Origin of the sequence: Clostridium sp. JS66 (assembly GCF_033561535.1) — a bacterium.
In the GTDB taxonomy this organism is placed as follows: domain Bacteria; phylum Bacillota; class Clostridia; order Clostridiales; family Clostridiaceae; genus Clostridium_AM; species Clostridium_AM carboxidivorans.
Genome location: NZ_CP131467.1, coordinates 4,364,316 through 4,390,304, shown reverse-complemented (window position 1 = coordinate 4,390,304; position 25,989 = coordinate 4,364,316). Strand labels below are relative to the sequence as shown.

18 protein-coding genes are annotated in these 25,989 nt (G+C 30.8%); 11 read left to right on the top strand and 7 right to left on the bottom strand.

Annotated features, from left to right (window positions below; translation table 11 throughout):
• Nucleotides 1-28 precede the first annotated feature (28 nt).
• From Q6H37_RS20375 to Q6H37_RS20360, 4 genes are all read left to right on the top strand, one after another.
• Nucleotides 29-286 (top strand): DUF2442 domain-containing protein, encoded by a 258-nt coding sequence (locus Q6H37_RS20375; protein WP_318735927.1) that lies wholly within the window; start codon nucleotides 29-31, stop codon nucleotides 284-286.
• A 149-nt stretch (nucleotides 287-435) separates the two neighbouring features.
• Nucleotides 436-5,004, top strand: a complete 4,569-nt coding sequence (locus tag Q6H37_RS20370) for a X2-like carbohydrate binding domain-containing protein (RefSeq protein WP_318735926.1) — start codon at nucleotides 436-438, stop codon at nucleotides 5,002-5,004.
• A gap of 305 nt (nucleotides 5,005-5,309) precedes the next feature.
• Complete coding sequence (locus Q6H37_RS20365) at nucleotides 5,310-6,692, top strand: MATE family efflux transporter (protein WP_318735923.1); 1,383 nt, start codon at nucleotides 5,310-5,312, stop codon at nucleotides 6,690-6,692.
• 639 nt (nucleotides 6,693-7,331) lie between these two features.
• The gene (locus tag Q6H37_RS20360) at nucleotides 7,332-7,478 is read left to right on the top strand and encodes a hypothetical protein (RefSeq protein ID WP_318735921.1); all 147 of its coding nucleotides are present in this window, start codon (nucleotides 7,332-7,334) and stop codon (nucleotides 7,476-7,478) included.
• A 324-nt stretch (nucleotides 7,479-7,802) separates the two neighbouring features.
• On the opposite strand, the gene Q6H37_RS20355 is transcribed toward Q6H37_RS20360, so the two are convergent.
• Nucleotides 7,803-8,672: a metallophosphoesterase family protein gene (locus Q6H37_RS20355; protein ID WP_318735918.1), complete on the bottom strand. Its 870-nt coding sequence runs from the start codon at nucleotides 8,670-8,672 to the stop codon at nucleotides 7,803-7,805.
• A gap of 101 nt (nucleotides 8,673-8,773) precedes the next feature.
• Here Q6H37_RS20355 and Q6H37_RS20350 point away from each other — a divergent pair, with 101 nt between their 5' ends.
• From Q6H37_RS20350 to Q6H37_RS20335, 4 genes are all read left to right on the top strand, one after another.
• On the top strand, nucleotides 8,774-8,914 hold the full coding sequence (locus tag Q6H37_RS20350) for a hypothetical protein (RefSeq protein ID WP_318735915.1): 141 nt from the start codon (nucleotides 8,774-8,776) through the stop codon (nucleotides 8,912-8,914).
• A 760-nt stretch (nucleotides 8,915-9,674) separates the two neighbouring features.
• Entirely contained in the window at nucleotides 9,675-9,827 is a 153-nt protein-coding gene (locus Q6H37_RS20345) for a hypothetical protein (RefSeq protein ID WP_318735913.1), read from the top strand.
• Nucleotides 9,828-10,191: 364 nt separating this feature from the next.
• Nucleotides 10,192-10,797 (top strand): dienelactone hydrolase family protein, encoded by a 606-nt coding sequence (locus tag Q6H37_RS20340; protein WP_318735911.1) that lies wholly within the window; start codon nucleotides 10,192-10,194, stop codon nucleotides 10,795-10,797.
• A gap of 214 nt (nucleotides 10,798-11,011) precedes the next feature.
• Complete coding sequence (locus Q6H37_RS20335; RefSeq protein WP_318735909.1) at nucleotides 11,012-12,040, top strand: PocR ligand-binding domain-containing protein; 1,029 nt, start codon at nucleotides 11,012-11,014, stop codon at nucleotides 12,038-12,040.
• Nucleotides 12,041-12,111: 71 nt separating this feature from the next.
• Here Q6H37_RS20335 and Q6H37_RS20330 read toward each other — a convergent pair whose 3' ends face one another.
• A complete protein-coding gene (locus Q6H37_RS20330) occupies nucleotides 12,112-13,107 on the bottom strand; it encodes a DUF5050 domain-containing protein (protein WP_318735906.1) in 996 nt (331 codons plus the stop codon).
• Nucleotides 13,108-13,710: 603 nt separating this feature from the next.
• On the opposite strand from Q6H37_RS20330, the gene Q6H37_RS20325 reads away from it, so the two are divergent.
• From Q6H37_RS20325 to Q6H37_RS20315, 3 genes are all read left to right on the top strand, one after another.
• Entirely contained in the window at nucleotides 13,711-15,630 is a 1,920-nt protein-coding gene (locus tag Q6H37_RS20325; protein ID WP_318735904.1) for an OPT/YSL family transporter, read from the top strand.
• The gene (locus tag Q6H37_RS20320) at nucleotides 15,620-15,970 is read left to right on the top strand and encodes a PqqD family protein (protein ID WP_318735903.1); all 351 of its coding nucleotides are present in this window, start codon (nucleotides 15,620-15,622) and stop codon (nucleotides 15,968-15,970) included. Before Q6H37_RS20325 ends, Q6H37_RS20320 begins: the two co-directional genes overlap by 11 nt.
• Before the next feature lie 343 nt (nucleotides 15,971-16,313).
• Nucleotides 16,314-18,233 carry an OPT/YSL family transporter gene (locus Q6H37_RS20315; RefSeq protein WP_318735899.1) on the top strand — a complete coding sequence of 640 codons (1,920 nt, stop codon included), beginning with the start codon at nucleotides 16,314-16,316 and terminating at the stop codon, nucleotides 18,231-18,233.
• Nucleotides 18,234-18,416: 183 nt separating this feature from the next.
• On the opposite strand, the gene Q6H37_RS20310 is transcribed toward Q6H37_RS20315, so the two are convergent.
• From Q6H37_RS20310 to Q6H37_RS20290, 5 genes are all read right to left on the bottom strand, one after another.
• Nucleotides 18,417-19,085, bottom strand: a complete 669-nt coding sequence (locus tag Q6H37_RS20310) for a DUF1266 domain-containing protein (protein WP_318735897.1) — start codon at nucleotides 19,083-19,085, stop codon at nucleotides 18,417-18,419.
• Entirely contained in the window at nucleotides 19,069-21,645 is a 2,577-nt protein-coding gene (locus Q6H37_RS20305) for a tetratricopeptide repeat protein (protein ID WP_318735894.1), read from the bottom strand. Before Q6H37_RS20305 ends, Q6H37_RS20310 begins: the two co-directional genes overlap by 17 nt.
• Nucleotide 21,646: 1 nt before the next feature.
• Nucleotides 21,647-23,347, bottom strand: coding sequence for a molecular chaperone HscC (locus Q6H37_RS20300; RefSeq protein ID WP_318735891.1), 1,701 nt, complete (start codon nucleotides 23,345-23,347; stop codon nucleotides 21,647-21,649).
• A gap of 310 nt (nucleotides 23,348-23,657) precedes the next feature.
• Complete coding sequence (locus Q6H37_RS20295) at nucleotides 23,658-25,454, bottom strand: BlaR1 family beta-lactam sensor/signal transducer (RefSeq protein WP_318735888.1); 1,797 nt, start codon at nucleotides 25,452-25,454, stop codon at nucleotides 23,658-23,660.
• Nucleotides 25,447-25,839: a BlaI/MecI/CopY family transcriptional regulator gene (locus Q6H37_RS20290; RefSeq protein WP_318735886.1), complete on the bottom strand. Its 393-nt coding sequence runs from the start codon at nucleotides 25,837-25,839 to the stop codon at nucleotides 25,447-25,449. Before Q6H37_RS20290 ends, Q6H37_RS20295 begins: the two co-directional genes overlap by 8 nt.
• Nucleotides 25,840-25,989 lie beyond the last annotated feature (150 nt).

Genomic DNA, 25,989 nt, shown 5'->3' with positions numbered 1-25,989 from the left:
ATTTTTTGTGTAAAGGAGGGGAGTTTTAATGAGCAGAATAACAAAGGTTACACCAAATGATGACTACTCAATTTTAATAGAATTTGAAGGTGGCAATAAAATTCTGTTTAATATGCAGAGATTGGTAAACACAATACGTTATTCAAGCTTAAAGGATATTGAACGGTTTAGGAATATAAGAATTGAGGATAAAACAATTTTTTGGCAGGAAGTGGGTAGTTCAAAACAAAATATTATACCTATAATGCTTACTTTAGATAATATTTTGTTTGCACTGAGAGATTAGACTAAGAACTGGTTATTTGGCCAATGGTATTTTTATTTTGAAGGAACAGGTGTAACGGGATTTAACAGTAAAGTCATAGTGATAGCAGAAATTATGTGCTAACTATAAATAAAGCTAGATATTTTATATGAAAGTAGGAGAGATATTAAATGAAAAAATTTTTTAAAAAGATAATGTCCATGCTTCTTTCAGCATTTATGTTATTAGGACTAACATTAAATTTTAGTACAATTAAGGTTTATGCAGACTCAATAACATATAATACTAATCTTGTAGTAAATGGTGATGGAAAGTTAAGCAATGGTGTTGGAAGCGGAACAGGATCACAAGATTTTAAAGGTTGGACTTCAGATCAAGGTTCTAATTCAAAGTTTTTAGTCGGAAACTCCAATGATTTTTTGGGTAGTACTGTTTATGATGACGATCCAAATGATGTTTGGTTTGATTATTATCCACAAAGTGCAGCAAGTGAAACCCTTTATCAAACTATAGATATATCAAGTATTGCATTGGATGTGGACAGCGGAAACGTTACATTAAATTTAAGTGCCTATATAAGAAAATATAAGGCATCTTCTACTGCTATTTTAAGAGTAGAAATGTTAGATGATAGTGACGTCAAAAAAGGTAGCTATGAATTATCAAATAATTCTGCTGATGATAATAGTAACGACTGGCAAAACAAAACAGGATCCACTGCAGTAGTAAGTGGTACTAGAAAACTGAAGGTTTCAATGATTGCATCTATATCACCAGCATCACCTGACCTAACTTCAGATTACATTGATTTTGGTGATATTAAGCTTACTTTAACCAAAGTAGCCACAAGCACAACTCCTACAGTAACCACATCAGCAGGTTCTACAACTTTTAAAGAAGGAGACCAACCTGCAGCAGTGGATAGTGGCTTAGTTGTAAGTGCCTCACAGATTGCCAGTGCTACAGTATCTATTACAGGAAATTTTCATTCATCTGAAGATGTATTAAATTTTACAAGTACTGCAACTAATTATGGTAATATTGCAGGTAGCTATAATGCAGTAACAGGTGAATTAACTCTTACTTCTTCTGGTGCAACAGCTACATTAGGTCAGTGGCAGGCAGCTTTAAGGTCTGTTACTTATAATGATACATTAAGTCCACCTATTCAATTTACTCGTACTGTTTCCTTTGTGATTAATGATGGAACTAACAACAGCGCTGTTGTAAACAAAACAATAACAGTGGTTGCAATACCCACAGTGAAAACATCCTTAGGTACTACAGTTTTTAACTGGGGAAATCAAGCAATAGCTGTAGATAGCGGGATAACAGTGAACAGTCCGCATACAGCAAGACTTGCTAGTGCAATTGTTTCTGTTAAAGATACAAATGCAACTATTTATACTTCAGAGGATGTATTAGGATTTACCAATAATGACTCCTCTAAGTATGGAAATATTTCTGGCAGCTATAATAACCTTTTAGGAACTTTTACTCTTAATTCTTCCGGAGCAACTGCTACGTTAGAACAGTGGCAGGCAGTTTTAAGTGCTGTTACTTATAAAAATACTTCAAGTTCACCTCATACAGCTAATCGTATTGTCAGCTTTGTAGTTAATGATGGAGCTAATGATAGTAAAATTGCTACTAAAACAATAGCAGCAGTGCCAATAGTAACAACCACCGTAGGAACTACAACTTTTGAAGAAGGGGGTCAACCTGCAGCAGTGGATAGCGGATTAACTGTCAGTGCCTCAAAGCTTTCCAGTGCTACTGTTTCTATTACAGGAAATCTTCATTCTTCAGAGGATGTATTAGGATTTACTAATAATGATTCCTCCAAGTATGGAAATATTTCTAGTAGTTTTACTTCAAGTGCAGGAGTTTTAACTCTTACTTCTTCTGGTGCAACAGCCTCATTAGCTCAGTGGCAGGCAGCATTACAAGCTGTTACTTATAGTGATAGCTCCAATGATCCTAATACAGCTGCACGTACTGTTAGTTTTGTGGCTAATGATGGAACTAACGATAGTAATGCTGCAACTAAAACAGTAAGTATAACAGCAGTGAATAATCTACCAACTTTAGTAGCTACAGCTTTAAATCCTAGTTATAATGCAGGCAATTCAGCAGTAGCCTTATTTAGTGGCACAACTGCATCAACTGTAGAAGCTGGACAAATGATCAAAAGTCTTACTCTTACAGTAAGTAATGTAACAGACGGCAATAATGAAATATTGGCTGTTGATGGCAGTGATGTTTCATTAACAAATAGTTCTGGCTCAACTGCTAATAATAATTTTGCTTATGTTGTATCCTTAACTGGCTCAACTGCTACAATAACAATTTCAGGTGATAAATCTTGTACAGATGAAAAAAGCTTAATAGATGGATTAACTTATAAAGACAGCGGGTTAAATCCTACTAAAGGGAATCGTATAATAACTTTAACCTCTATACAAGATAATGGAGGAACTTCTAATGGAGGAAGCGATACAACTACTTTAAGTATGGCATCTACGGTAAAGGTTATATCTGTACCGGAAACACCTACAATAGGAACAGCAATAGCTGGAGATGCACAAGCATCTGTAACTTTTACAGTACCTACAGATGATGGAGGTAGTTCTATTACAGGCTATACAGTTACAGCAACCCCAGCAGGAGGAGTAAGTATAAAAACAGCTTCAGGAACTTCCAGTCCAATAACGGTAACAGGACTTACCAACGGAGCAAGTTATACTTTTACAGTAACAGCAACCAATGGAGTTGGAACAAGTGCAGCTTCCAGTGCATCTAATAGTGTAACTCCAGCAGCAATAACAACAGAAATAACCAGTTTTGATGCAATCCCAAGTAAAATAGCTGGAAATGCAGGAAGTGCAATCTATGCAAATGCAGCAGCAGTAATATCAACCTTGCCGACAAGTGTAACAGCAAATAGTAATACAGTGACGTTACCAGTAAGCACATGGGTGGATACAGACAACTATAATCCGAATGCATTAGGAAGCTATACATTTACTGCAACTTTAGGAACAATGCCAGCAGGTTATGCAAATAGTGAAAATCATACAGCAACAGTAGAGGTGGTAGTGGGAGCACCAGCACTAATAGTAACAGCTGCACCAAGCGAAGCAAGTATAACAGTAACAAACAATATTGAAGGTGTACAAGATATAATTACAGTAACAGCAATTAATCCAGGGGATATAGTTAAAGTTTACAATGATATATCAGGAGGAAGTTTACTTGGAATAGGTACAGTAGCATTAGGAGAAACTTCAGTTACAATCAATGTATCACAGCTTGGAGTAAATGCAGGAAACATATATATATCAGTAACAAGTCAAGGTAAAACAGAAAGTTCAAGAACAAGGAAAGCATATGCACAAGAAATAAGAAATTCGAGTTTAGGTTTATCGACAGTTGCCTTTGATAAGAATGTTGGAAATCAAGCTGATATAAATATGTATGTAAATTTTAATGGAAATACATTAGCTGGAATAAGTAATGGAGGTAATGCTCTAATAAATGGAACGGATTATGTTGTAAATGGAAATATTATTACAATTGCAAAAGGTTACTTATCAAATCAAAATAGAGGAAGTTTTGTAATAACCTTCAATTTTAGCAGTGGAAACTCTCAAACAGTGGCAGTAACTATAATAGATACTACAGTAACTAATACATCAGGTGGCGGAACTACAACCGGAGGAAGTAGCACAATAAGCACAAGAACGGTGGACGTAATAGAAGGAACAGATAGCACAGTAGCACCAGTAAAGGTGGAGATAACAAGAACAGTAGAAGGTGGAACAAAAATAGATACAGTAAAATTAGATGAAGCAAAAATAACAGAAATTATAGCAAAAACATTAGTTGCCAATAAGACAGAAGTAACAATACCAATAACAGATCTAAAGGATAACCCAGCAGATGCATTAAAAATTGAAATACCAAAGACTTCAGTAGATAAGTTAGCAAAGAATGGTATAGGAGTAAAAATAGATGCATCAAGGGCTAAACTTGAAATTTCAAAGGAAACCTTGAGGGGCATATCAGGAGATGTAAATATAAGCATTAAGGAAGTAACAGATAAAAGCAAAATAGATGAAACTAAAGCTATGGGTTTAAAGATTTTTGGAGACGTAAATGGTGAAGTAAAAGCATTAGGCAACCCTATAGAAATAGAAGCAAACATTACAGGCAGAACAAAGATAACTATACCAATAGATCCTTCAAAGTTGCCAAGCTCAAAGGAGGAGTTAGACAAGTTTCTTTCCTCTTTAGCAGTTATGGTTCATCACAGTGATGGAGAAGATGTGGAGGATAAAGGAACTATTGTATACGATGAAAAAGGTAATGCAGTAGGTATTTCTATATATGTGAATAAATTCAGCAGCTTTACTTTAATAGAAATGCCAAAGGATTATTTCAATGGAAAAACTACTGTTATGTCGGATAAGGTAGATGAAAATAAAGAATGGCATCTTAAATTTACAAAGGCTGCAGATCCATCCACAGTAACATCAGATAATATATATGTAACTGATTTAAAGGGAAACAAAGTAGAGGTAAAGGTAAGCTGTGATTCAGATAATATAATAAAGGTATCACCTGTAAATCCATATAAGTCAGGGGAAACTTATTATATTTATATCAGCAAGAAGGTTACTTCAAAGTATAAGGAGCCGTTAACAGAAGATTTGAGATATGAGTTTACTGTAAAATAAATATTTTTAAAGGTTATAAAGATAAAATACTATAAAAATTTAATAAATAAAAATTGGCCCTTTGAATAAGGACATTTTGTAAAAAATCTCTATACTATATTAAGTGTAGAGATTTTTGTACTTGTATTGAAAGCTGTGGATGTCAAGTTTAAGCTGTGAAAGTATTTTTAATGCTTTTGCAGGAATTTAACATCAAAAAATTGTTGTTGCATATAAAAGCAGTATATTATATAATAATAATTATGCATTAATATAGTTGTGTGTGCAACTATATCAATGCATAACATTTATATGGAGGGAAATGTATGAACAAAACAAACGAATTAGGTACAGAAACTGTTGGAAAGCTTTTGTTGAAATTTTCAATTCCATCGGTAATTGGAATGATGGTTAATATGCTTTATAACATAGTAGATAGAATATTTGTTGGCAGAGGAGTAGGTTCTATAGCACTTTCAGGAGTTGCAGTAACATTTCCAATAGTTAACGTAATAATGGGGTTTGCAATGCTGGCTGGAATTGGTGCAGCAGCTGTAATTTCAATAAAGCTTGGTCAGCATAAAAAAGAAGAGGCCGAAAAAGTATTAGGAAATGCATTTACCTTGCTTGTTATATTTTCATTATGTATAACTATTTTTGGAATATCATTTCTAAATCCAATTCTTAAGGTGCTTGGAGCAAGTAATGAAACTTTACCTTATGCTAGGGACTTTAGTTTCATAATTCTTTTAGGTGTAATACTTCAAAGTGTAAGTATGGGACTTAATAATATCATTCGTGGAGAAGGCAATCCTAAAATTGCTATGCTCACAATGTTAATAGGTGCAGTACTTAATTTTATAGCAAATCCAATATTTATATTTGTACTTCATTTAGGAGTAAAAGGTTCTGCTCTTGCAACCATTATTTCACAGAGTGTTACTGTGATTTGGACATTGCAGTATTTTACTGGTGGAAAAAGCTTATTAAAATTAACCAAGAAAAATATGAAGTTAGATAAAATTGTAGTAAAAGAAATAACATCTATTGGCATGTCACCATTTGCAATGCAAATGGCTGCAAGTTTAGTTACTATAACATTTAATAAAAGTCTTGCTATATATGGAGGAGATATTGCAATAGGAGCATTTTCGCTTATAACGAGTGTAACTATGCTTATACTTATGCCTATTTTTGGAATAAATCAAGGTGCTCAGCCTATAATTGGTTATAACTATGGAGCTAAGCAATATGATAGAGTAAAAAAGACTGTATTTTATGCATCAGCAGCAGCTACAGTAATAACTACTTTAGGATTTATAATGGTTCAGTTATTCCCAGTACAAATAATAAGTATTTTTAATACCAGTGATCAAAGCCTTATAAGCATGGGGGCTAGAGGACTTAGAATAGATCTTTTGTTCTTCCCAATTGTAGGAAGTTCAATAGTTTGTACCAATTATTTTCAAGCAATAGCTAAAGCTAAATTATCTACAATATTGAGTCTTTTAAGACAAGTTATAATGATTATACCACTGCTTATTATACTTCCACCATTTTTTAAATTAGATGGTGTATGGATGGCTCAACCTATAGCAGATGTATTGAGTACAGCAATTACATTGATTCTTGCAGTAAAGCAAATGAAAACATTGGGACAGTCACAAAAAATCACTGAAAATAGAGCTGTATCAGATGTAGCTCGTTAGTTAAGCAGAGAAGTTTCATAATTAAAAATAGGAAGTTAGCAATGATAGCCATGGGATAAATTAAAGTTAGAAACTAACATGATTTTAATTGATTAAGGGTTAACATAAGATTAAAATGTGACCCAAAAATTACCAGTATATAATAAACACAAAAAGGTTATTATAATAGCATAGGGTATGTAACAGTTGAGCCAAGATTTATATGTGCTTTGAATAGAGGTATATATGAATCGGCCAACGATTATATATAGGTTATTGTGAAATAGCTTATATATGGTCAGAGGAAAGATTTTATATTGTGGGGAAAAGCTTTAGTATAGTCAACAAAATTGATTATATCAGGGTTCCAACTTATAATATAAGGTCGAGCTAAGATTATATGAAGTGTTGAAATGATTATATACAGCCGAGAGGTTGTGTGTAGTTGTGTAGATATTTTATATAGTCGAAGGAACCATTATTATAGGTAATGAACTGCTTTATTATGGTGGGAACATCATAGTGAGGTAATATATGTTATCTATAGTGGTGTAACTTAGATTATTACGTGCTCTGTTTATAGAAGAACTATAAGTGGATTTTTAATACAAATCTGTTTATAGTTCTTTTCTATTTTCTCTTTTTGGCACATTTATAAAAATGTTAGAAAATAGTCCTATTATTTTAACAGAGTTTGATGGTGAGCTTTGGAATGCAGTTGTTGAAATAGTAAAGGTGAATTCAGAAGAAGATGTAACCTTTGTTTTTAAGGATGGGTTTGAATTACAATGGAATATACAAGGATAAGAAAACACCCATAAGATTGGCTTTAAATTGCCTTTTTTTGTGGACATTTTTGTTTTATATATAAAATTATAGTATTAAATGTAATATTATCAAAAACCGAAATTAAAGGTAGAAGAATTTGAATCATGAAGCTTGTTGAAAAGAAACCTTTGAAGAAGGTTTACTGAACAATCATTAAAGAATTGTTGAAATTATATAAAGTCATTTAGTACGTAAGAATGTACCCTATATTTTGGGGTACATTCTTTTAATATTCTGCTTTATGAATTTTATAGATTTGCTTCTCAGTTGCAACGAAATCTTTTATTTCATCACGTTCATTATCTATGGGGATACAGGTTCAGTTGCTCTATGCCATCCTACAGGAACAAACTGCGATGTAATTACACTATGGTTACCATGGCTTCGAATATTTATTACAACGATATGGAATCGAGCACCTACATTAAGAGTTGCTCCGCCACCACCCGACAGAATGAATCTAACATCATGTGCTTCAGCCAGCTGGAAATCATGAATGTGACCTAGAAGAACTCTGGAGACTCTGTTCCTTACTATTTTATAAAAGTCTCTTCTTCCTCTTCCATTTGGGAAGGCATCGTCTCCAACCCAGTCAAGCTTCGGTTCTCTTGGTGGAACATGCATAGAGACAAAAACATTCGTAGAGCATTTAACATCCAGTAAACTGTTGACCAAGAATCCCAGCTCATTTTCTGTCAGACCATATTCGTTATAAATATAATGATATAAAGAATTAAGCCCAACCAGCCTGAGTCTGAATTCAGGCAAATCAATAGACCAATGAATATCTTCTGGGCCAATAATCTTTTTGTAGTTATCTAGGGAGAGTGTAGTACCTAATCTTGCGGCATCATGATTACCTGGAACCATGAAAAAGGGCACGCTGTCACCGTTTTTATCTTTATTTAAACTTTTGATTTTCTCAACTAAGAAATTTAGGTTATCTTCGGTACCAGTGAAGGCACCATCACCACCATAGGCAAAAAGTAAGGGATTAAAATCCATTGCTCTTTGCATAGCTACTTCAAAAATGTCATTGCTTACAAATCTTACATCGCTTCCTATACTGCGTTGAACCCAGCTGTCACCAAAAAATACTATATTATAATTATCCGGATTCCGCTTGCTTTTGATAGCCAGCAGATCGGCAAATGACTGATCAAAGAGAGTCATAATCTTCCCTCCTTAATAATAAAAGATATTGTATCTTTGTTAACATAATACTTAAGGAGGTAAAGATGTGTTACAAAAGAGGAAGGGCAGCCATATAACTTTTGCAATATTCTATTTTTAAAATTGCTGATAAAGTATATGTAGAAAAGAATCTAAGTACAGAAGCAAAACTGGATACTTTAAGAGTTATATTTGATGAGTATGGTTTAGATTACAATGAATTAATCTATTATGTAGTGTAATATTATGTATTAGAAGTGTAGTTAATATTACAGAGCTATTTAAGGAAAACATGAATGAATCAATAAAGATTATGGGAGTTATATCTAACATTAAGGTAAATGCTGAAGAAGTAGAATAAACATAAACTTCGAGCTAATTTAAGAACCTTCTATGAATTACTATAGAAGGTTCTCTGAACATCCAATCCTTGAAACCAGTAATTTAAAATTTATCTGCTTAAAGCCCGATGTTTTCAGTAACAGAAAAATATATATTCTGCAACATTCTTCTATTATAAAAATAGTATATATTGATAACTTTCTTAAGAATTTTAAAATTTACAAATTAGCATTCTAGAGGTTTTTGAGAAAGTATATGGATAAATATAATTTAATTAGAAGAGGAGGCGCAAATTATGAGTAAGGATATATTTAATCAACACTTAGAGGATTTAAAAGGTGCTTGGAGATCCCCCTAAGAATGGAAATATAGGAAAGCCCATAGCCTTCAGCTGTTTTAATCCAACTAGCCCTAGAACTGTTCACAATACTGTTCTTGTTGGCTATATAGATAATGGACATGGTTATTATGTCTCCCATTGTAAAAGCTATTCGACAAAAACAAAGACGCCAGATATCGAGCATTTGAATTTTCATACTCCAGCAAAATATGCTGAGTTAAAAAAGAAGGGTTATTGATACAAATGGAGCAACTATATACCAAAAGGATATAGGGAAAGAGTATTGGACAGGCTCTTATTTTTCATTTATTGAACCAGCAATGGCATATCAATATGGTCTTCCTCAATTATTTATTACTGAAAGATTTACTTCTGAACAAGATGTTTTTGAATCAACAGGTACACTACCATTTCGTGTTCTAGTTTGGGATTCACCAAAAGGTATTGACTACTTTTTTAATAGTGTAGAATAGAAAGAAATGCTACAAAATTGGGCTGTAGAAGTTAGAAACGGCTATTATACTCAAACACAACCACCTTTTGAATATATTGGAGAAAATCAATAATAGTCTTAATAGAAGCGGACGTAGTGCTATTAAAGCGGTTTAATCATAAAAGTGGAACAACCTAGATTAAATACTGTATTATTCATAACAGTGAATTTTTATAGAAGAACTATAAGTGGATTTTTAATTATAAATCTGTTTATAGTTCTTTTGGTTTTAGTTAAAGTTATTAGTAAGAACTTGCAATCTTTTGTATAGTCATATTATAATGAAGTATTAATGAAATATCAATTTTTAGTATTTACTTAAAATTATTTTTAAGGAGGATCATATGGAAATTATAAATAATTCATCTTCTGTAATAATAGTATTACATGAAATATATGGAATTAATCAGCATATACAAAAGGTTTGTGAAAAATTTTCTATAAAAGGATATGATGTTATTTGTCCAAATTTAATCAATGTGAGCAAGCCTTTCAATTATAGTTTTCAAGAGGAAGCTTATAAGTATTTTACAAAAAGTATTGGATTTGATTCAGCAGTTCATCAAGTAAAGCAGCTTCTTATGGAAGCAAAGCAGAAGTACAAACACGTATATTTATTGGGATACAGCATAGGTGCAACAATTGCATGGTTATGCAGCAGTGAAGAAAATATATGTGATGGCATTATAGGATATTATGGTTCACGAATTAGAGATTATATAGATATCATTCCAAAATGTCCAGCTTTACTAATTTTTCCTAAGAAAGAAAAATCATTTAATGTACAGGAATTAGTTATAGTTTTGAAAAAATTAAATATTGATGTTTATATGTTAAGTGGAAAACATGGATTTAGTGATCCATTTTGTGAAAATTATAATGAGAAGTCATTCCAGGAAGCAGAGATATTAGTAGATAATTTTTTAGAAAAGGTAAATCCTATTTTTTAATATAGAGAGTTGAAATTCGCAAAACTATTTATTTTAATTAAAGTTGGAGGTTGCTTGTAATACAAGTCAAAACACAATCAATGTAAAAATTATGTTGAAAGTTAAGCATAAATGTAAAATTTATGTATGGAAATGTTGAAATGATATTACACTTGATGTACAATATTTTATAAAGATGTATAAAGTTATCTAAAATAGGAAGGGGCTGATTAATTTGGGGCAGAATGTTAATCAACATTCTTGGTTGGATGAAGCCGAATTAAAAGATTTAGTAGATTTAAATCTTTTGCAAAAATTTCAAGATGATTTTGCAAATAGCTTTGGTATAGCAAGTATAACCTTAGATAAAGATGGAAATGCTTTAACTAATGGTAGTAATCTTACAGATTTTTGTATGAAATATACTCATGGTTCTAAGTTAGGAGAAAAACGATGCTTAGAATGTGATTTAAAGGGGCTTAATGAGTCAATAAGAACTGGAGAAGCTGTTACATATGATTGTCATGCAGGTCTAGTGGATTTTGCAGCACCAATAATTGTTAATGGAAGACATTTAGGTGGAATATATGGTGGTCAGATAACAAATAATGAATTAGATGAAGAAAAAATTAGACAGTTAGCAAGGGAATTGGATATTAACGAGGATCAGTATGTAGCTGCTTCTAAAAAAGTGCATGTTATTTCAAAAAAAGAATTGAAAATTGCGGCTGAAGTTTTACACACAGTTGGTAATACTTTAGTTAAGATTGGTATTAAACAGTATTTATTTAAGAAAATGTTTGAAACATTAAAAGAAAATGTTGAACAAGCTTCTTCTTTAATAGATAATTTAGCTTCTTCTTCTGTAGAAATATCAACAAATCAGCAGCAGCTTAATGATGAAGTAAAAAAAGTAGAGAATTTTTCAGGTGAAATACTTAATATATCGGAATCTATAAAGCAAATTGCCAATGAAACCAATATGCTGGGTTTGAATGCTGCAATAGAAGCTGCAAGAGCCGGAAGCGTTGGTGCCGGTTTTGGTATAGTTGCTGACCAGATTAGGAAATTATCCTTGAAATCAAAAGAAACGGCAAATGGCATAGCAAATGTCAATTTATCTATAAAAGAATCTGTGGATAGTTCAGTGCAGATGTCTAATGGTACTTTATCATTGACAGAACAACAGGCAGCTTCACTTGAAGAAGTTAGCGCTAATTTAGAAGAACTAAAAGAATTATCACAAAATTTAAATACACTATAATATTAGCTGCATGAATAAAAGGGCAAACACTTAAAATTTTATATGTGTTTGCCCTAAATTATTTATTTTTATTATTTCATCATGAGAAATAGTTTATTTAATATTTTTATACCACCATTACTATTTGAGTTATTGATGGTTTCCTTATTTTCACCATTTATATCCTGTCTGTAAATTGTAGTATCCTTATCCTTAACTTTATAATATATGTAATTATCTATCATTTGAGCTTTTGAAACACTGCAAGCTGTTAATTTTGTTATATTTAATGTTTCTATATTAAGCATATAGAGCATATTTTTTACATAGTTAGCTTCTATATCAGTAAAGCCTTCATAAGTAAATAGCACATATTGATTAAATACACCTAATATATTATTACACTGATTAGTTTCATAAACTTTTTTTCCAGTTTGCAAATTTTTTATAACTGCTAAACTAAGATTTCTGTCCTTGTATATAATGTAATTATTATAAAAATAAACGTCTTTACAAAAAGTCTCAACTACAGACTCCTTGTTTTTATAATTTATATTAAATTTTTTTAGCACTTCTTCTCCTTCATAAGGATAATTTCTTCTTTTATAATATATATTATCTTCAAAATAATGGAGATCAGAAATACATCCAATGGACTCATGTAATATAGAACTATTTTTATTGTATAATGTCATAGATTTTATATAACTTTTGAAATTATGATTTTCGCAGTAATATATGACTTCATCATGAATGCAGTAAGCATTAATATAAGACAAATTATTATATATTATATAAGTATCTTTTCCTTCTAAATTGCACTTAATTAACATAATTTCATTTTCATGTTTTATAGTATAAAAGATACTATCTTTTACTATTACAATATTTTCTACTTTAGAATCTACTATTAATTCTCTTTTTCCATCATATTTAAAAATTCTATATAGTTTATGATATTGTGAAGCATCAATATAATAGATAAATTCTCCTGTGTCTATATAAAAATTTATATTAACCTTATCATAAATATCAGTTATATTATCTGAATCATTTACAGTCAAAACTATTTTATCTAAATTTTTCATGGTAATCTCCTCATTTTTATTTATCGATTAAAATATTATTATCTTTTCCAGAATTCACTAGTCTTATGTAATGGGAATTAGTTGGTGTACAATACATATTATCTATAGTAATGCAATTGAATTAGTATAAAAGAACTATATTGAAAAAAAGAAATTAGACTTTCATTAATAAAAATTTAAGAATGTGAAAAATCTGACGTATCAAATGCTGTAGAATATGTTGGAAATAGAAATATTAAAATTAAAATATGTAGAATATTCATAAAATAAGGGAGATTTTTATATATTATTTAAATTGAATGCGTTTGATTATAAAATACCATAACAGTTTCATGTATTAAAATTTTAATAAATTGGATAGGTTGAAAAACAGAGTTAAAGCTATATATAACCTTTAAATGAAAAATATAGAATATATGTTAATGACATTATTGCTATTTACAAACCATTTTAATTCTTTTGATGAATAATTTTTTTTATTTATAAAATTAAAAAAGTGTATTTTTAGCAATAATTATGGTATAATCTATTTTATAATTATAGTTATACTATAATGAATTGCAGTGTTACCATAATTATAAAATATAAAAGGAGGTACATCTTATGGATAAAAAATTATCTAAAGATGCATATGGTGGCGTAGCGGGTAAAGACTACGTTCCTTACATTTCCAGTGGTTCTAAATCTGGTGGAAATGTTGCTGTATTAACAATCGGTATTATTTTAGCTGCATTATTTGCAGCATCTACTGCCTATTCAGGTATGAAATCAGGGCTTACAGTTGCTGCTGGTATACCTGGTTCAATAATAGGTTCCGCATTTATAGCTATATTTGCTAAACAAAAAGGTATCCTTGGCAAAAACTTAGTTCAAGGTATGTCAAGTGGTGGTGAATCCATTGCTAGTGGTATGATATTTGTTTTACCAGCAATACTTTTAATAGGTTCAAAAGTTAATTTCTTAGAAGGTTTTGTTGTTGGTGTAGGTGGAGTTTTATTTGGTGTAGGAGGAGCTTCACTTGTTCATAATTATTTGATGATTGAAGAACACGGAAAATTAATGTACCCTGAATCAATGGCTATATCTGAAACACTTGTTGCTTCAGAAGGTGCTGGTGAATCAATGAAGTACATGGGAATCGGCTTTGGAATAGGCGGTGTTATAACTGTTATAACTAGTTCATTTTTAAATGTGACTAATAACGTTATAAGCTATGTAAACGAATCTTTTTATAAATGGAAGCTTGAGGTTGAAGTTAATCCTCTATTATTAGGTATAGGCTTTATAGTTGGTATGGATGTTTCTTTAATGATGTTTGCTGGTTCTATACTATCTAACTTTGCTGTTTTGCCTTTAATAGGTTATTTTGTTTCTCTTGGTCAGGGAAGTGCAACTGTATGGAATAATCCTCATGTTACTATAGGTGCAATGCAAGTTAAAGACATAGCTGGTAGTTATGTAAAATATATAGGAGCAGGTATGATGCTTTCAGGTGGCTTAATAGGTGCTGTAAGACTTATACCAACTATAGTATCTTCTATAAAGGAAACTCTTAATGCTAAATCTTCAAATGCTGGCAGTTCATCTGTTGGAAATTTAATAATAATTGGAGGCATAGTAATAGGATTTATAGGTGGATTCTTGGTATCTGATGGTAATATAGCTATGGCAATATGTGGAGCTATTTTATCAATAATTTTATCATTACTATTTGTTATAGTTTCTGGTCGTTTAACTGGTACTATAGGTACTTCAAACCTTCCTGTATCAGGTATGACTATAGCTTCTATAGTTGTTGTAACATTATTGTTTGTTGTAATGGGATGGAAAACTCCTGAAAATAACAAATCTCTACTTTTATTTGGTACTTTTATAGTTACTGCAATATCTGCAGCTGGTGGATATTGTCAATCACAAAAGGTTACCTTTATAATTGGTGGTGACAAAAATGAAATGCAAAAATATTTTACTATAGCTGGTATAGTTGGTGTTGTAGTAGTTACTGGTGTTATATTAGTACTTTCTAGTCAGCTTGCAATGACTGGTGACAATGTACCATTTGCATTACCTCAGGCTAACTTGATGTCAACATTGACTGCAGGTATAATGTCAGGTAAATTACCTTGGGTTATGATAATTGTTGGTGCTGTTATGGGATTGTTCTTATACTTATTAAAACTTCCTGTAATGACAATTGCTATAGGATTTTACTTACCAATATCTACAAACTCTATAATATTAATAGGTGCTTTCATGCGTTTATTTGTAGAAAAAATGTCCAAGTCTGAAAAAGTAAAAGAAGCTAGGGTTGCTAATGGTATAAGTTTATCTTCTGGACTTGTTGCTGGTGGCTCTATAATAGGACTTGTAGGTATAATACTTATAAATGTAGTAAAAGTTATAAAAGTAGGCGAACCAAGTGGATTTGCTGCTTCTAATGGAATGGCATATATAATACTTATAGCTTTAATAATAGCTTCTGTAGTGCCTATATTAAACAGTAAGGTGAAAGATGCTGAATAACAACGAAGATGTTTTAAATATAATATTTAAAATCGTTGATAATTTAGAATATGAAGTGGACAAGGACAATATTGTGACTATACTTGAAAAGCAAGATCACAAGATTCAAAGGTTCTTTAGAAAAATTAAGTTTAGAATTCCAGAATATAAAAAAATTACTCTGGATGAATATGCAAGTTATGTGTTTTTACAAATAGATGGCAAGAAAACAGTAAAAGATATTGGAGAAAATCTAGAAACAAAGTATGGTGACGAAGCTCACCCCACTTATGAAAGATTACTACTATTTTTAAACCATATCGACGTTAATTGTCACTACATAGAAAAAACAAATTTGTAATGAAAAAGATGGCACTATAATATAGGTGCCATCTTTATTTTATTATCTTTTCTATTTCAAGACCATTCTTATAAAGCTTAATAATCTGATCTTTTTTAATGATTTTCATATTAAACCATCCTTTTAATTAATCATAGTGTATTTGTATTATCTTGGGCAATTAAACATTCAGGAATAAAGGAGAAAGTTGATAGATAGTTAAAAAGAATACTAAATGTATAGAAAATTTGAGAACTGAGGACAATATTTCTTGAAGGAGGTTCTTTTAATTAACTAATCTTCTTAATTGCAAAATTTATTTTGGCAATAATTGTTCTATAAAACATAAAAGGAGGTGCGTTTTATGGATAATAAGTTATCTAAAAATGCATATGGTGGAATAGCTGGCAAAGACTATGTTCCTTATATTTCAAAGGGATCGAGGTCTGGTGGAAATGGTGTTGTACTAATAATTGGTATTATTTTAGCTGCACTATTTGCAGCATCTACTGCTTATTCAGGTATGAAATCAGGGCTTACAGTTGCTGCTGGTATACCTGGTTCTATAATAGGGTCTGCATTTATAGCTGTACTTGCAAAACAAAAAGGTATTCTTGGTAAAAACTTACTTCAAGGTATGTCAAGCGGTGGAGAATCAATTGCTAGTGGTATGATATTTGTTTTGCCAGCAATATTTTTAATAGGTTCTAAAGTTTCTTTTTTAGAAGGATTTGCTGTTGGTGTAGGTGGAGTTTTATTTGGTGTAGGAATAGCTTCTCTTGTTTATAGTTACTTAATTGTTGAAGAACACGGAAAATTAATGTATCCTGAATCCATGGCCATATCTGAAACACTTGTTGCTTCAGAAGGTGCTGGGGAATCAATGAAGTATATGGGAATTGGATTTGTAATAGGTGGTATTATAACTGTTATAACTAGTTCGTTTTTAAATATAGCTAATAATGTTATAAGCTATATAAATGAGTCCTTTTATAAGTGGAGATTTGAAGTTGAAGTTAATCCTCTATTACTGGGTATAGGATTTATAGTTGGTATGGATGTTTCATTAACTATGTTTGCTGGTTCTATACTATCTAATTTTGCTGTTTTGCCTTTAATAGGCTATTTTGCAGGCTTTGGAAAAGGTGGAGCTAATGTATGGAACAATCCAGGTGTAGCTATAAGTGCTATGCAGGTTAAACATATAGCTGGTAGTTATGTAAAATATATTGGAGCAGGTATGATGCTCTCTGGTGGATTAATAGGTGCCATAAGGCTTATACCAACTATAGTATCTTCTATACAAGAAACTCTTAATGCTAAGTCTACAAATGGTGAGGGAGGCTCATCTGCAGGAACTTTAATATTACTGGGTGGTATAGTGGTAGGTTTTATAGGTGGATTTTTAGTATCTGGTGGCAATATGGTAATGGCAATAACTGCTTCTATTTTGTCATTATTCTTATCAATGCTATTTGTTATAGTTTCTGGCCGTTTAACTGGTACTATAGGAACTTCAAACCTTCCTGTGTCTGGTATGACTATATCTTCTATAGTTCTTGTAACATTGCTATTTGTCATAATGGGATGGAAAAATCCTGGAAGTAATAGATCATTACTTTTATTTGGTACATTTATAGTTACTGCTATAGCTACGGCTGGTGGTTATTGTCAATCACAAAAAGTTACTTTTGTAATTGGTGGAGATAAAAATGAAATGCAAAAATATTTTGCGGTTGCTGGTGTAGTTGGTGTTGCAGTAGTTACTGGTACCATATTAATACTTTCAAGCCAGCTTGCAATGACTGGTGATAAAGTACCATTTGCACTACCTCAAGCTAACTTAATGTCAACACTAACTGCTGGTATAATGTCAGGTAAGCTTCCTTGGGTTATGATAATTGCTGGTGCTGTTATGGGAATAGTTTTATTTTTATTAGACCTTCCTATAATGACAGTTGCTATAGGATTTTATTTACCAATATCTACTACTTCTATAATATTAGTAGGTGCAATAGTTCGTCTTCTTGTAGAAAGAGCTTCTAAATCAGAAAGAGAAAAAGAAGTTAGAGTTTCCAATGGTATAAGTTTATCTTCTGGACTTGTTGCTGGTGGTTCTATAATAGGTCTTATCGGTATAATATTCCAAGTATCAGGCATTATAAAAGGAACTGAGCCAAGTGGATTTGCTGCTTCTAATGGAATGGCATTTGTAATATTAGCAATTTTAGTAATAGCTACTATGATACCTATACTGAATAGTAGAATAAAAAATGATGAATAGCAACGAAGAGATTTTAAATACATCATTTAAAATTTATCACAAGTTATGTATTTTTACAAATAAATTTCTAATAGAAAAGATGGCACTTTATTATAGTTGCCATCTTTATTTTCATATGTGTTCTATTTTTGATGATTATCTACCGTAATACGTTCACTAAGTAAGATTCATTGATTTTTAGACTTATTCTAAGTTTGTATTCCAATCTAATCTATTCCATGGACTTTCTTTATCTATAATTAAATTTTTAATCTTGGAAACTTGTTCTTCAGCAGAATCTGCAGACATATTTTTTAACCAGGTTTGCCTTCCTGCAATGTAAGCTAATCCATATTCCCTCCAGCTGGAGTAAGCCTTTTGTGCAAGTTTAGCAACTTTCAGCATAAGATTCCAGGCTTCTTCACTGGAGATATAATTAAGGAAAACTCCACATCTACATAAAAATATATATCTACCGTAATCCCATGCTAGTACTCCTGCATTAGGAGTAATTTTGTCATAATTTTTGATAAGATTGTACTGAATGTATTTTGAAGAATTTTTATCAAGTCTGTTCAAATATGTGTTTTGTTCAGTTTCAGAAAGAGCAGAAAAAAAGTACCTTTCCTGTAAAAAATCAATTCCATGACCATCCTTAAGAAGCCAGTTAAGAGAGCCTAGAAGGTCGGCTTTATTTGATATTCCCCAATCACGTTTCATCATATGTCTAATATCTTCTATTAGCTCAGGTGTTTTTTCACAGCCACATAAAGTATCATGACGATGATCATTTTGTTCGCCTAATACTGAACTTAAAGCTATCATCCAAAGTTGAGCTTCACTTAAGTTATCTGGGTTATAAATCTTCTTCATAATTTTCTCCTATACTAATATTTAAAGTAGGTAAATTTAAAGGGTAATGATCTAATGGTTTAGTAGAAGGCCAAGCTTTTTGTGAAGACGGATTTGTTTTGAACATTAAAAAGCCTTTTCTGCACTGATATTTTAGAATACCTTCATAGCGAACTTTAAAATCTTCATTAGAAGGATCAGTATCTAATGCCTCTTTAGCATACTTAAGTGCATTTTTCTTGTTGCCTGATTCATAATAAACCATACTTAAATAACTTAATAAATCACCACTTTTTAATCCTAATTCAAGTGCATTTTCAAGATTGTAAATAGCAATTCTGCATAAGCCCTTTTTGTATAAAATTACACCATAATGGAATTCAGTGTATGGATTTAATTTAATATCATGATTTTTCTTCACAAAGTTTTCATAATCTGAAGAAGCAGTTCCTCCGTTTATAAAATCATTGAGTTCAGCACAAAGCCATATAGAGTTAATATATGAATCCTCATCCTCTTTATTAATCTCTAGTATTTTCTCATAATATTCAAAAGCCTTTTTGAAATCCTGTTTATATGAACAGCAATAGGCTAGAAGTTTAAGTATTTTGCAGCTGTCAGGTTTTAATTCATAAGCTGTAAGATAATCATTAAGGGCTCTTGATACATCTCCATTAGCTCTATGGATATCTCCCATTAGTATGAAACCAAAAGGATCTTTAGGATTAGCATCACAATAAAGCTTTATATGCTTAAGAGCAGCTCTCAAATCTTTAAGTTTAAAATGAGTTAAAGCTAGACGCAAATGTATATCTTTAATAGATGTATGCCAGTCTAATGCTTCTTTAAAAGAATTTGCGGACTCCTCATATTCTCCTAATTGAAGATGACAATAACCTTTTCTATACCATGCGTTAGAAAAAGAATATCTATGATTTACAACTACACGATGATCATTTCTTGCTTCTTTGAAATTTTTCAAAGCATAGTGAGCAATTCCTCTAATAGAATAATATATCCATTTAGCTGGATTAATTTTAATAGCTTCATCACAAAATTCTACAGCCTTATGATGATCACCATTGCATCTATAAGCATCACCAAGGTTAGACAGGAGCTCAGCATCATACCTATTTATCTTTAGAGCAGCTTTAAAATCCTTTAATGCTGCATCAAAATCTTGTTTTAATTCTAAGAAGAATACTCCTCTGTGGAAAAGTACATCATAACCATTTTTACCTTCTTCATATGACATTGCTAAAGCTTTATCAAAGAATTTTAAGCATTTTTCCTCTTCTTTCATGTTATATAAAGCTCTTGCTAGTAATAAATACATATCAGAATTTACATTCGCATTTTTTGGTACTCGTTTAATAGTGCTGCAGCATTGATCAAAGTAATCCATTTCAAAATAGATTTTAGCTAATTCGTATAATATGCTAATATTTTCAGGATCATTAGCTAACTTTTCACTATATTCATCAATTAATTTGGCATTTATTTCAAGTATACATGCACGAGAATCAACATCATAAGGGTATGTTTCAGATATTTGTTCATATAAAATTTTTGATTCCAGTAGGTTATTAAAATGGAAATAGCACTTTGCGAGTCCTCTTAAAGCAGACACATTATCAGGCATTAAAGTAAGAGCTTGCTGAAAATCGTAATAAGCACTATTTATTTCTTTAAGCTTTAAGAATATATAGCCTCTATTTAAGTATCCATCAATTTCCTTTGGAGCAGCCTCTATTAAATGAGTAAAAGTTGATTTTGAATTTTGTAAGTTGTCCACCCTCAAATAATATGTACCTAGCATACGAAGTAAATCAGGATCATCGGAGAATATTTCCACAGCAGCTTTTAAGGATTTTTGTGCAGCTTCTAGATTATTATTTATTAGTGCATTAAAAGCAGTTAAACGAAGAGATATAAATTCATCATAATTACATTCATAATCCTTTTTAAAGAAGTCATAACGTAAACTGTATGGAGAATAAAGCTGACCCATAATGAAATTTATAAAAGATTCATCAAATTGCTTATATAAATCATTTTCGTCTTCAGTCCAAAAAAAGTATTCATTTAATAAAAGCCAAACATCATGTGGAAGATTATAGTTATCCATTAAAAATTCCAGCATATTAAAGCTTAAGGCTTTTTTTATACCTAATCCCCAAAAGGTTTCATCTTCTAATAATTGTATCCAATTGTTGATGTCAATCCTTTTAAAGAAGTCATGGTATATTGTATGAACTCTATTCATAAATTTGTCCACTAAGTTTTCAGAAACATTTGCTGATTCATTTTCATTAAAATCCTTATAAGTATTAGTGAATTTAGTATTTAATGTTAAATTCTCATTTTGTAAGACTGTTTTTTCATCTTTAACAATATTTGAAGATTTAACTTCTTTTATATATTTTGCTTCTTTTAAGGCAGCTTCATAGGCTTCTCTGAGCTTTTGAAAGCCTTCTGGGTCATCCTCAGGGTGATATAATTTTAATTTACTAGCATAAGCTCGTTTAATTGCTTTTATATCAACGGTAGGTTCTATATTTAATATATTCCAATAATTCATTTTAAAACTCCTGATATTTTTCTATTTCATCTAATTTTTTCTTTAATACATTAGCAGCTTTTTTTATTTCATCATTATTTTGACGCTTCAATATATACTCAAAATCTTGAAGCATGTTGTCAATTAAAATTCTGTCATTTCCAAGACATTCTTCATAAAGACGTTCTCCACGAGAAATAAGCAGTTTATTTTCCATCCTGTCTCTTGGATGTATCTTTATATTTTCTAAGGCTTTAAGCCTTTTTGCAATTTCTTCTTCAGACATCATACCTGGATTTTCTTCAATAACTATTCTCTTTTTTAATCCAGTTTCAACAGCAGTTACTTCTACCTCTAAAATTCCATTAATATCATAGGTATATCTTACAGCAATAGCCTCGCTGCCAGCTGGAGCTTGAGGTACATCAATGTTTAGTTCTCCAAGCTTAATATTGTTTTCTGTAAGCCGACTTTCTCCTTGATATATTCCAACGTTTATGGATTTTTGGTTATCATATATTGTATACAAAAGTTCTTGCTTGCTTGCAGGTATTACAGTGTTACGTTCTATGATTGGAAAGAAATGTCCTGACTCAAATCCCCCTGAAGCATCTCTGACTACTACATCAGTGCCAAGGGTATAAGGACAAACGTCTGTAAGTACAACTTCTTTTAATACAGAATTTCTTTCTTTCATTGCAGCTTGTATTCCTGCACCTAAAGCAACTGCTTCATCAGGATTAATGCTGCAGCAAGGTATTCTGCCAAAGAGTTTACTTATAAAGCTGCTTATTAAAGGCATTCTAGTAGCACCACCAACTAGGATTATAGAAGCAAGCTCATCTGGATTTATTGAAGCATCTTTTAAAGCTCTTTCAATGGGGCTTCTAAGTTTATTAATAAGTGGTTTAGTTGCAATTTCAAATTCCTGGCGGGTTATGTTGAATTTTAAAACTTGTCCATCTATGTGGCAGTTCATAAAAGCAGAATTGTTTTCTTTAAGATTTCTTTTGCAAATTTCTGCCTGTTTTCTTAAAGCAACATATACTTTGAGATCTAAAGTTTTTTTATTTAATTTATGATGCTCAATAAATAGATTAACAAGAACTTCGGTAAAGTCTTCTCCGCCTAAAAAGTTATTTCCAGATACAGCTCTTACTTCCATTACATTTTCAAACAATTCCAATATAGAAACATCAAAGGTTCCACCACCTAAATCAAAAACTAAGAAGTTTGATTCTGTTTCCTTTTGATGAAGTCCATAAGCAACTGCTGCAGCTGTAGGTTCGTTTATTAATCTTTCTACTTTTAGTCCGGCCAATCTACCAGCTCTTTGAGTAGCTTTTCTTTGAGTATCATTAAAATACGCAGGCACACTAATTATGACCTCTTTTACAGGTTCACCTAGATATGCTTCAGCGTCCATCTTTAAAGAACGTATAATAAAGGATGAGAGTTCTTCTGGCAAAAACTTATGATCTCCTATATGAAAGGTTTTATTGGTTCCCATATAACGTTTAAAAGCAGCAACAGTGCAATGAGGATGGGTGATTAAACGTTCCTTTGCCACTTGTCCTACTGATATTTCACCATTATCATCAATACTTACAACAGAAGGTGTTAATTTGCTGCCTAGAGCATTGGGTATTATTATGGGACCATTTTCTGTGAAATATGATATTAAACTATTTGTAGTACCTAAATCTATTCCCAAAATGGCCATGTTAAGTCCTCCTAGATTGTTTCATAACCCAACTTTTACACATATAAAGTTTTCAGTAACTATTAATTCTTCATTTTTAATTATTAGTTAAAAGCATTACGTTTATTATGATTGGGTTGTGAAAGTTGAATTGTGTAATTTTTACATTTATTTTTCTGTTTTTGTGAAACATATATAATTATAGTAGAATTTTACCAAAAAATAAATAGAGTGAGGAATATTTGAAGGAAGAAGAGTTTTAGAGAAGGTCTAATGCAGATGTAATCAATATGTGAAAGTTTTAAGTTATTTCTCTACTAACAAAGTTATTTTAATAGATATTTTTATCCTTCAAAATATCCAATGTAATTTTGGATGCAGTACTTCCACTAGCATAATTATTATTTTGAATGTTAGTTGCAAAAAAATAAATATTATCATTTTTTTCTACATATCCAATAAACCAACCATTTATACTCTTACCATTAACAATACCTGTACCAGTTTTTCCAGAAAGAACATTTTCATCTTTTTCAGATATTTTTATAGCATTTTTGATAGCTTTAATATTTTCTCCTTTAAATTTATATTTATTTGTGTAGAAATTTTTTAATAACTGAACTTGTTCTACTGGTGATATTTTTAAGGAAGATTCAATCCAATAATTTGATATTCCGCCAGAAAAATCACAATTGCCATAATGAGTTTGATTAAAATAGGTTTGTAAATTTTTTATACCAAGCTGTTTATCTATCTCTTGGAAATACCAAGTTACTGAATTTTGCATTGCAGAGTATAAATTCTGATTTTTATTCCAGGTTACATAGGGATAATTTATACCATCCCAATTCATATTAGTATCTTTAACTTGTATAATACCTGATTCTAATCCAAATAATCCAATAAAAATTTTATATGTAGAATCTGGTGAAACCCTTAAAACACTTTTATTTTTATTATAAATACTATATTGGTTAGACTTTAAATTATAAAGTACAAAGCTTCCATCAAAGCCGTTAAAATAGGAACTTAGATCTTCATAGGATACTGAGTGTTCTTTAAAATTATACAAATTATTATCATAGGCTGCAGCAGAAATTATAGGGGTTTGACTTAAAATAAGACATCCAATAAATATGAAAATAAGTATACTTTTTATATTTAATAATTTTGATTCTGTAGTAAAATTTGAAATTTCTTCAATGCGTTTTTTCAATTGATGCTTAGAGCCACCTATACTGGAGGAGACAGCTAAAGAAGATATTTTTAAAGTTTTATAAGCAAAATTAATAATTGCTTCACCATAATCAATATAGCAGCTTTCATCAATCATTTTTAAAACAGAAATATCACAGGCAATTTCTCGATCTATACGCATTTCATTAAAGAATAACCAAATAAAAGGATTAAACCAGTATAATGCTTGAAAAATAAGCATAATATAATTAACTAATATGTCTTTATTTTTATAATGATTTAATTCATGAAGTAAGATATACTTTATATCATTTTCAGATAATTGGTTAATGACATTAGCAGGTAATACTATGTGGGGAGTGAAAAGACCAAAAGTAATGGGAGCTTCAACTAATGATGATTTGCCTATCATCAATTTGCTATTTATTCCAATATCATTTGAAAATTGTTTAAATGCTTTTTTAATTTTTTGATTTTCTAATGGGTGCATTGATTTTTTTATATGACTAAGCTTACGATTACAGCATAGGGAAGTAATTATAAGAACTATTATTCCTGTTATCCAAATTCCCATAAAGAAAATATTTAGGTATTCAGGAATTGAATGATTTACTGATACCGCAAAATCTTGCAACCCATTTGAACTCTGAATAATATCGTTTGTAGTATGATTAAAATTAAATATACTTTTTATATTATCATGGTTTAGAGTAATTTTATTAAATAAGAAGTTATTTATACTTAGCAAGTTAAAAAACCTGCTTGGTATAAAAGGAATCAGTAACATAATTAAAAATAAAAACCAAATATTGTACTGCCATTGTATTGAAATATGTTTTTTTAATATTCTCTTAAATAGTAATATGCAACTACCAAGAATAGATAAAACGAATGTACTTAACAAGAAATGAATAAAAAATAAATTATACATTTTTATTATTTCCTTTCACTTTTTTATCTAAAATATCTTTTAATTCATTAATATCATCCTCTGTTAATTTATCCTTTTCTAAAAAGCTTAGAACCATAGAAGCTAATGTTCCATTATAAAATCTATTTAAAAAAGAGCGGCTTTCCCGTTCTAAGTATTCTTCTTCTTTTACTAGTGGAGTATACACAAAAGTTCTACTGTTTTTTTCGTAAGTTATTGCACCTTTTTTAACTAGTCTTGAAAGTAAGGTCTGAATTGTTTTAGGGTTCCAAGTGCTAGTTTCTATAAGCTTATCAATAACTTCATTAGTGCTTATAGGAGTATTTAACCATATGATTTTCATAACTTTATATTCTGCTTCTGAAATTTTAGGTAGATCTGACATATAAAACCTCCAAATTATTACATTTGTAATAATTAGATTATAATATTTTAGTTTTTTCTTGTCAATTGTCCTAAAATGTAGAAAAGTTTTTATTGACTTTTAAAAACTACAGCTGTAATATTTTAATTATTACAATTGTAGTTTTTAATA

What these genes read in the sequence shown, in the direction of transcription:
- Q6H37_RS20370 (WP_318735926.1), top strand. Translation starts at nt 436, where the DNA reads ATGAAAAAATTTTTTAAAAAGATAATGTCCATGCTTCTTTCAGCATTT.
- Q6H37_RS20375 (WP_318735927.1), top strand. Translation starts at nt 29, where the DNA reads ATGAGCAGAATAACAAAGGTTACACCAAATGATGACTACTCAATTTTA.
- Q6H37_RS20290 (WP_318735886.1), bottom strand. Translation starts at nt 25,839, where the DNA reads ATGTCAGATCTACCTAAAATTTCAGAAGCAGAATATAAAGTTATGAAA.
- Q6H37_RS20345 (WP_318735913.1), top strand. Translation starts at nt 9,675, where the DNA reads ATGGCATATCAATATGGTCTTCCTCAATTATTTATTACTGAAAGATTT.
- Q6H37_RS20360 (WP_318735921.1), top strand. Translation starts at nt 7,332, where the DNA reads ATGTTAGAAAATAGTCCTATTATTTTAACAGAGTTTGATGGTGAGCTT.
- Q6H37_RS20310 (WP_318735897.1), bottom strand. Translation starts at nt 19,085, where the DNA reads ATGAAGAAGATTTATAACCCAGATAACTTAAGTGAAGCTCAACTTTGG.
- Q6H37_RS20315 (WP_318735899.1), top strand. Translation starts at nt 16,314, where the DNA reads ATGGATAATAAGTTATCTAAAAATGCATATGGTGGAATAGCTGGCAAA.
- Q6H37_RS20320 (WP_318735903.1), top strand. Translation starts at nt 15,620, where the DNA reads ATGCTGAATAACAACGAAGATGTTTTAAATATAATATTTAAAATCGTT.
- Q6H37_RS20305 (WP_318735894.1), bottom strand. Translation starts at nt 21,645, where the DNA reads ATGAATTATTGGAATATATTAAATATAGAACCTACCGTTGATATAAAA.
- Q6H37_RS20365 (WP_318735923.1), top strand. Translation starts at nt 5,310, where the DNA reads ATGAACAAAACAAACGAATTAGGTACAGAAACTGTTGGAAAGCTTTTG.
- Q6H37_RS20340 (WP_318735911.1), top strand. Translation starts at nt 10,192, where the DNA reads ATGGAAATTATAAATAATTCATCTTCTGTAATAATAGTATTACATGAA.
- Q6H37_RS20295 (WP_318735888.1), bottom strand. Translation starts at nt 25,454, where the DNA reads ATGTATAATTTATTTTTTATTCATTTCTTGTTAAGTACATTCGTTTTA.
- Q6H37_RS20300 (WP_318735891.1), bottom strand. Translation starts at nt 23,347, where the DNA reads ATGGCCATTTTGGGAATAGATTTAGGTACTACAAATAGTTTAATATCA.
- Q6H37_RS20355 (WP_318735918.1), bottom strand. Translation starts at nt 8,672, where the DNA reads ATGACTCTCTTTGATCAGTCATTTGCCGATCTGCTGGCTATCAAAAGC.
- Q6H37_RS20330 (WP_318735906.1), bottom strand. Translation starts at nt 13,107, where the DNA reads ATGAAAAATTTAGATAAAATAGTTTTGACTGTAAATGATTCAGATAAT.
- Q6H37_RS20325 (WP_318735904.1), top strand. Translation starts at nt 13,711, where the DNA reads ATGGATAAAAAATTATCTAAAGATGCATATGGTGGCGTAGCGGGTAAA.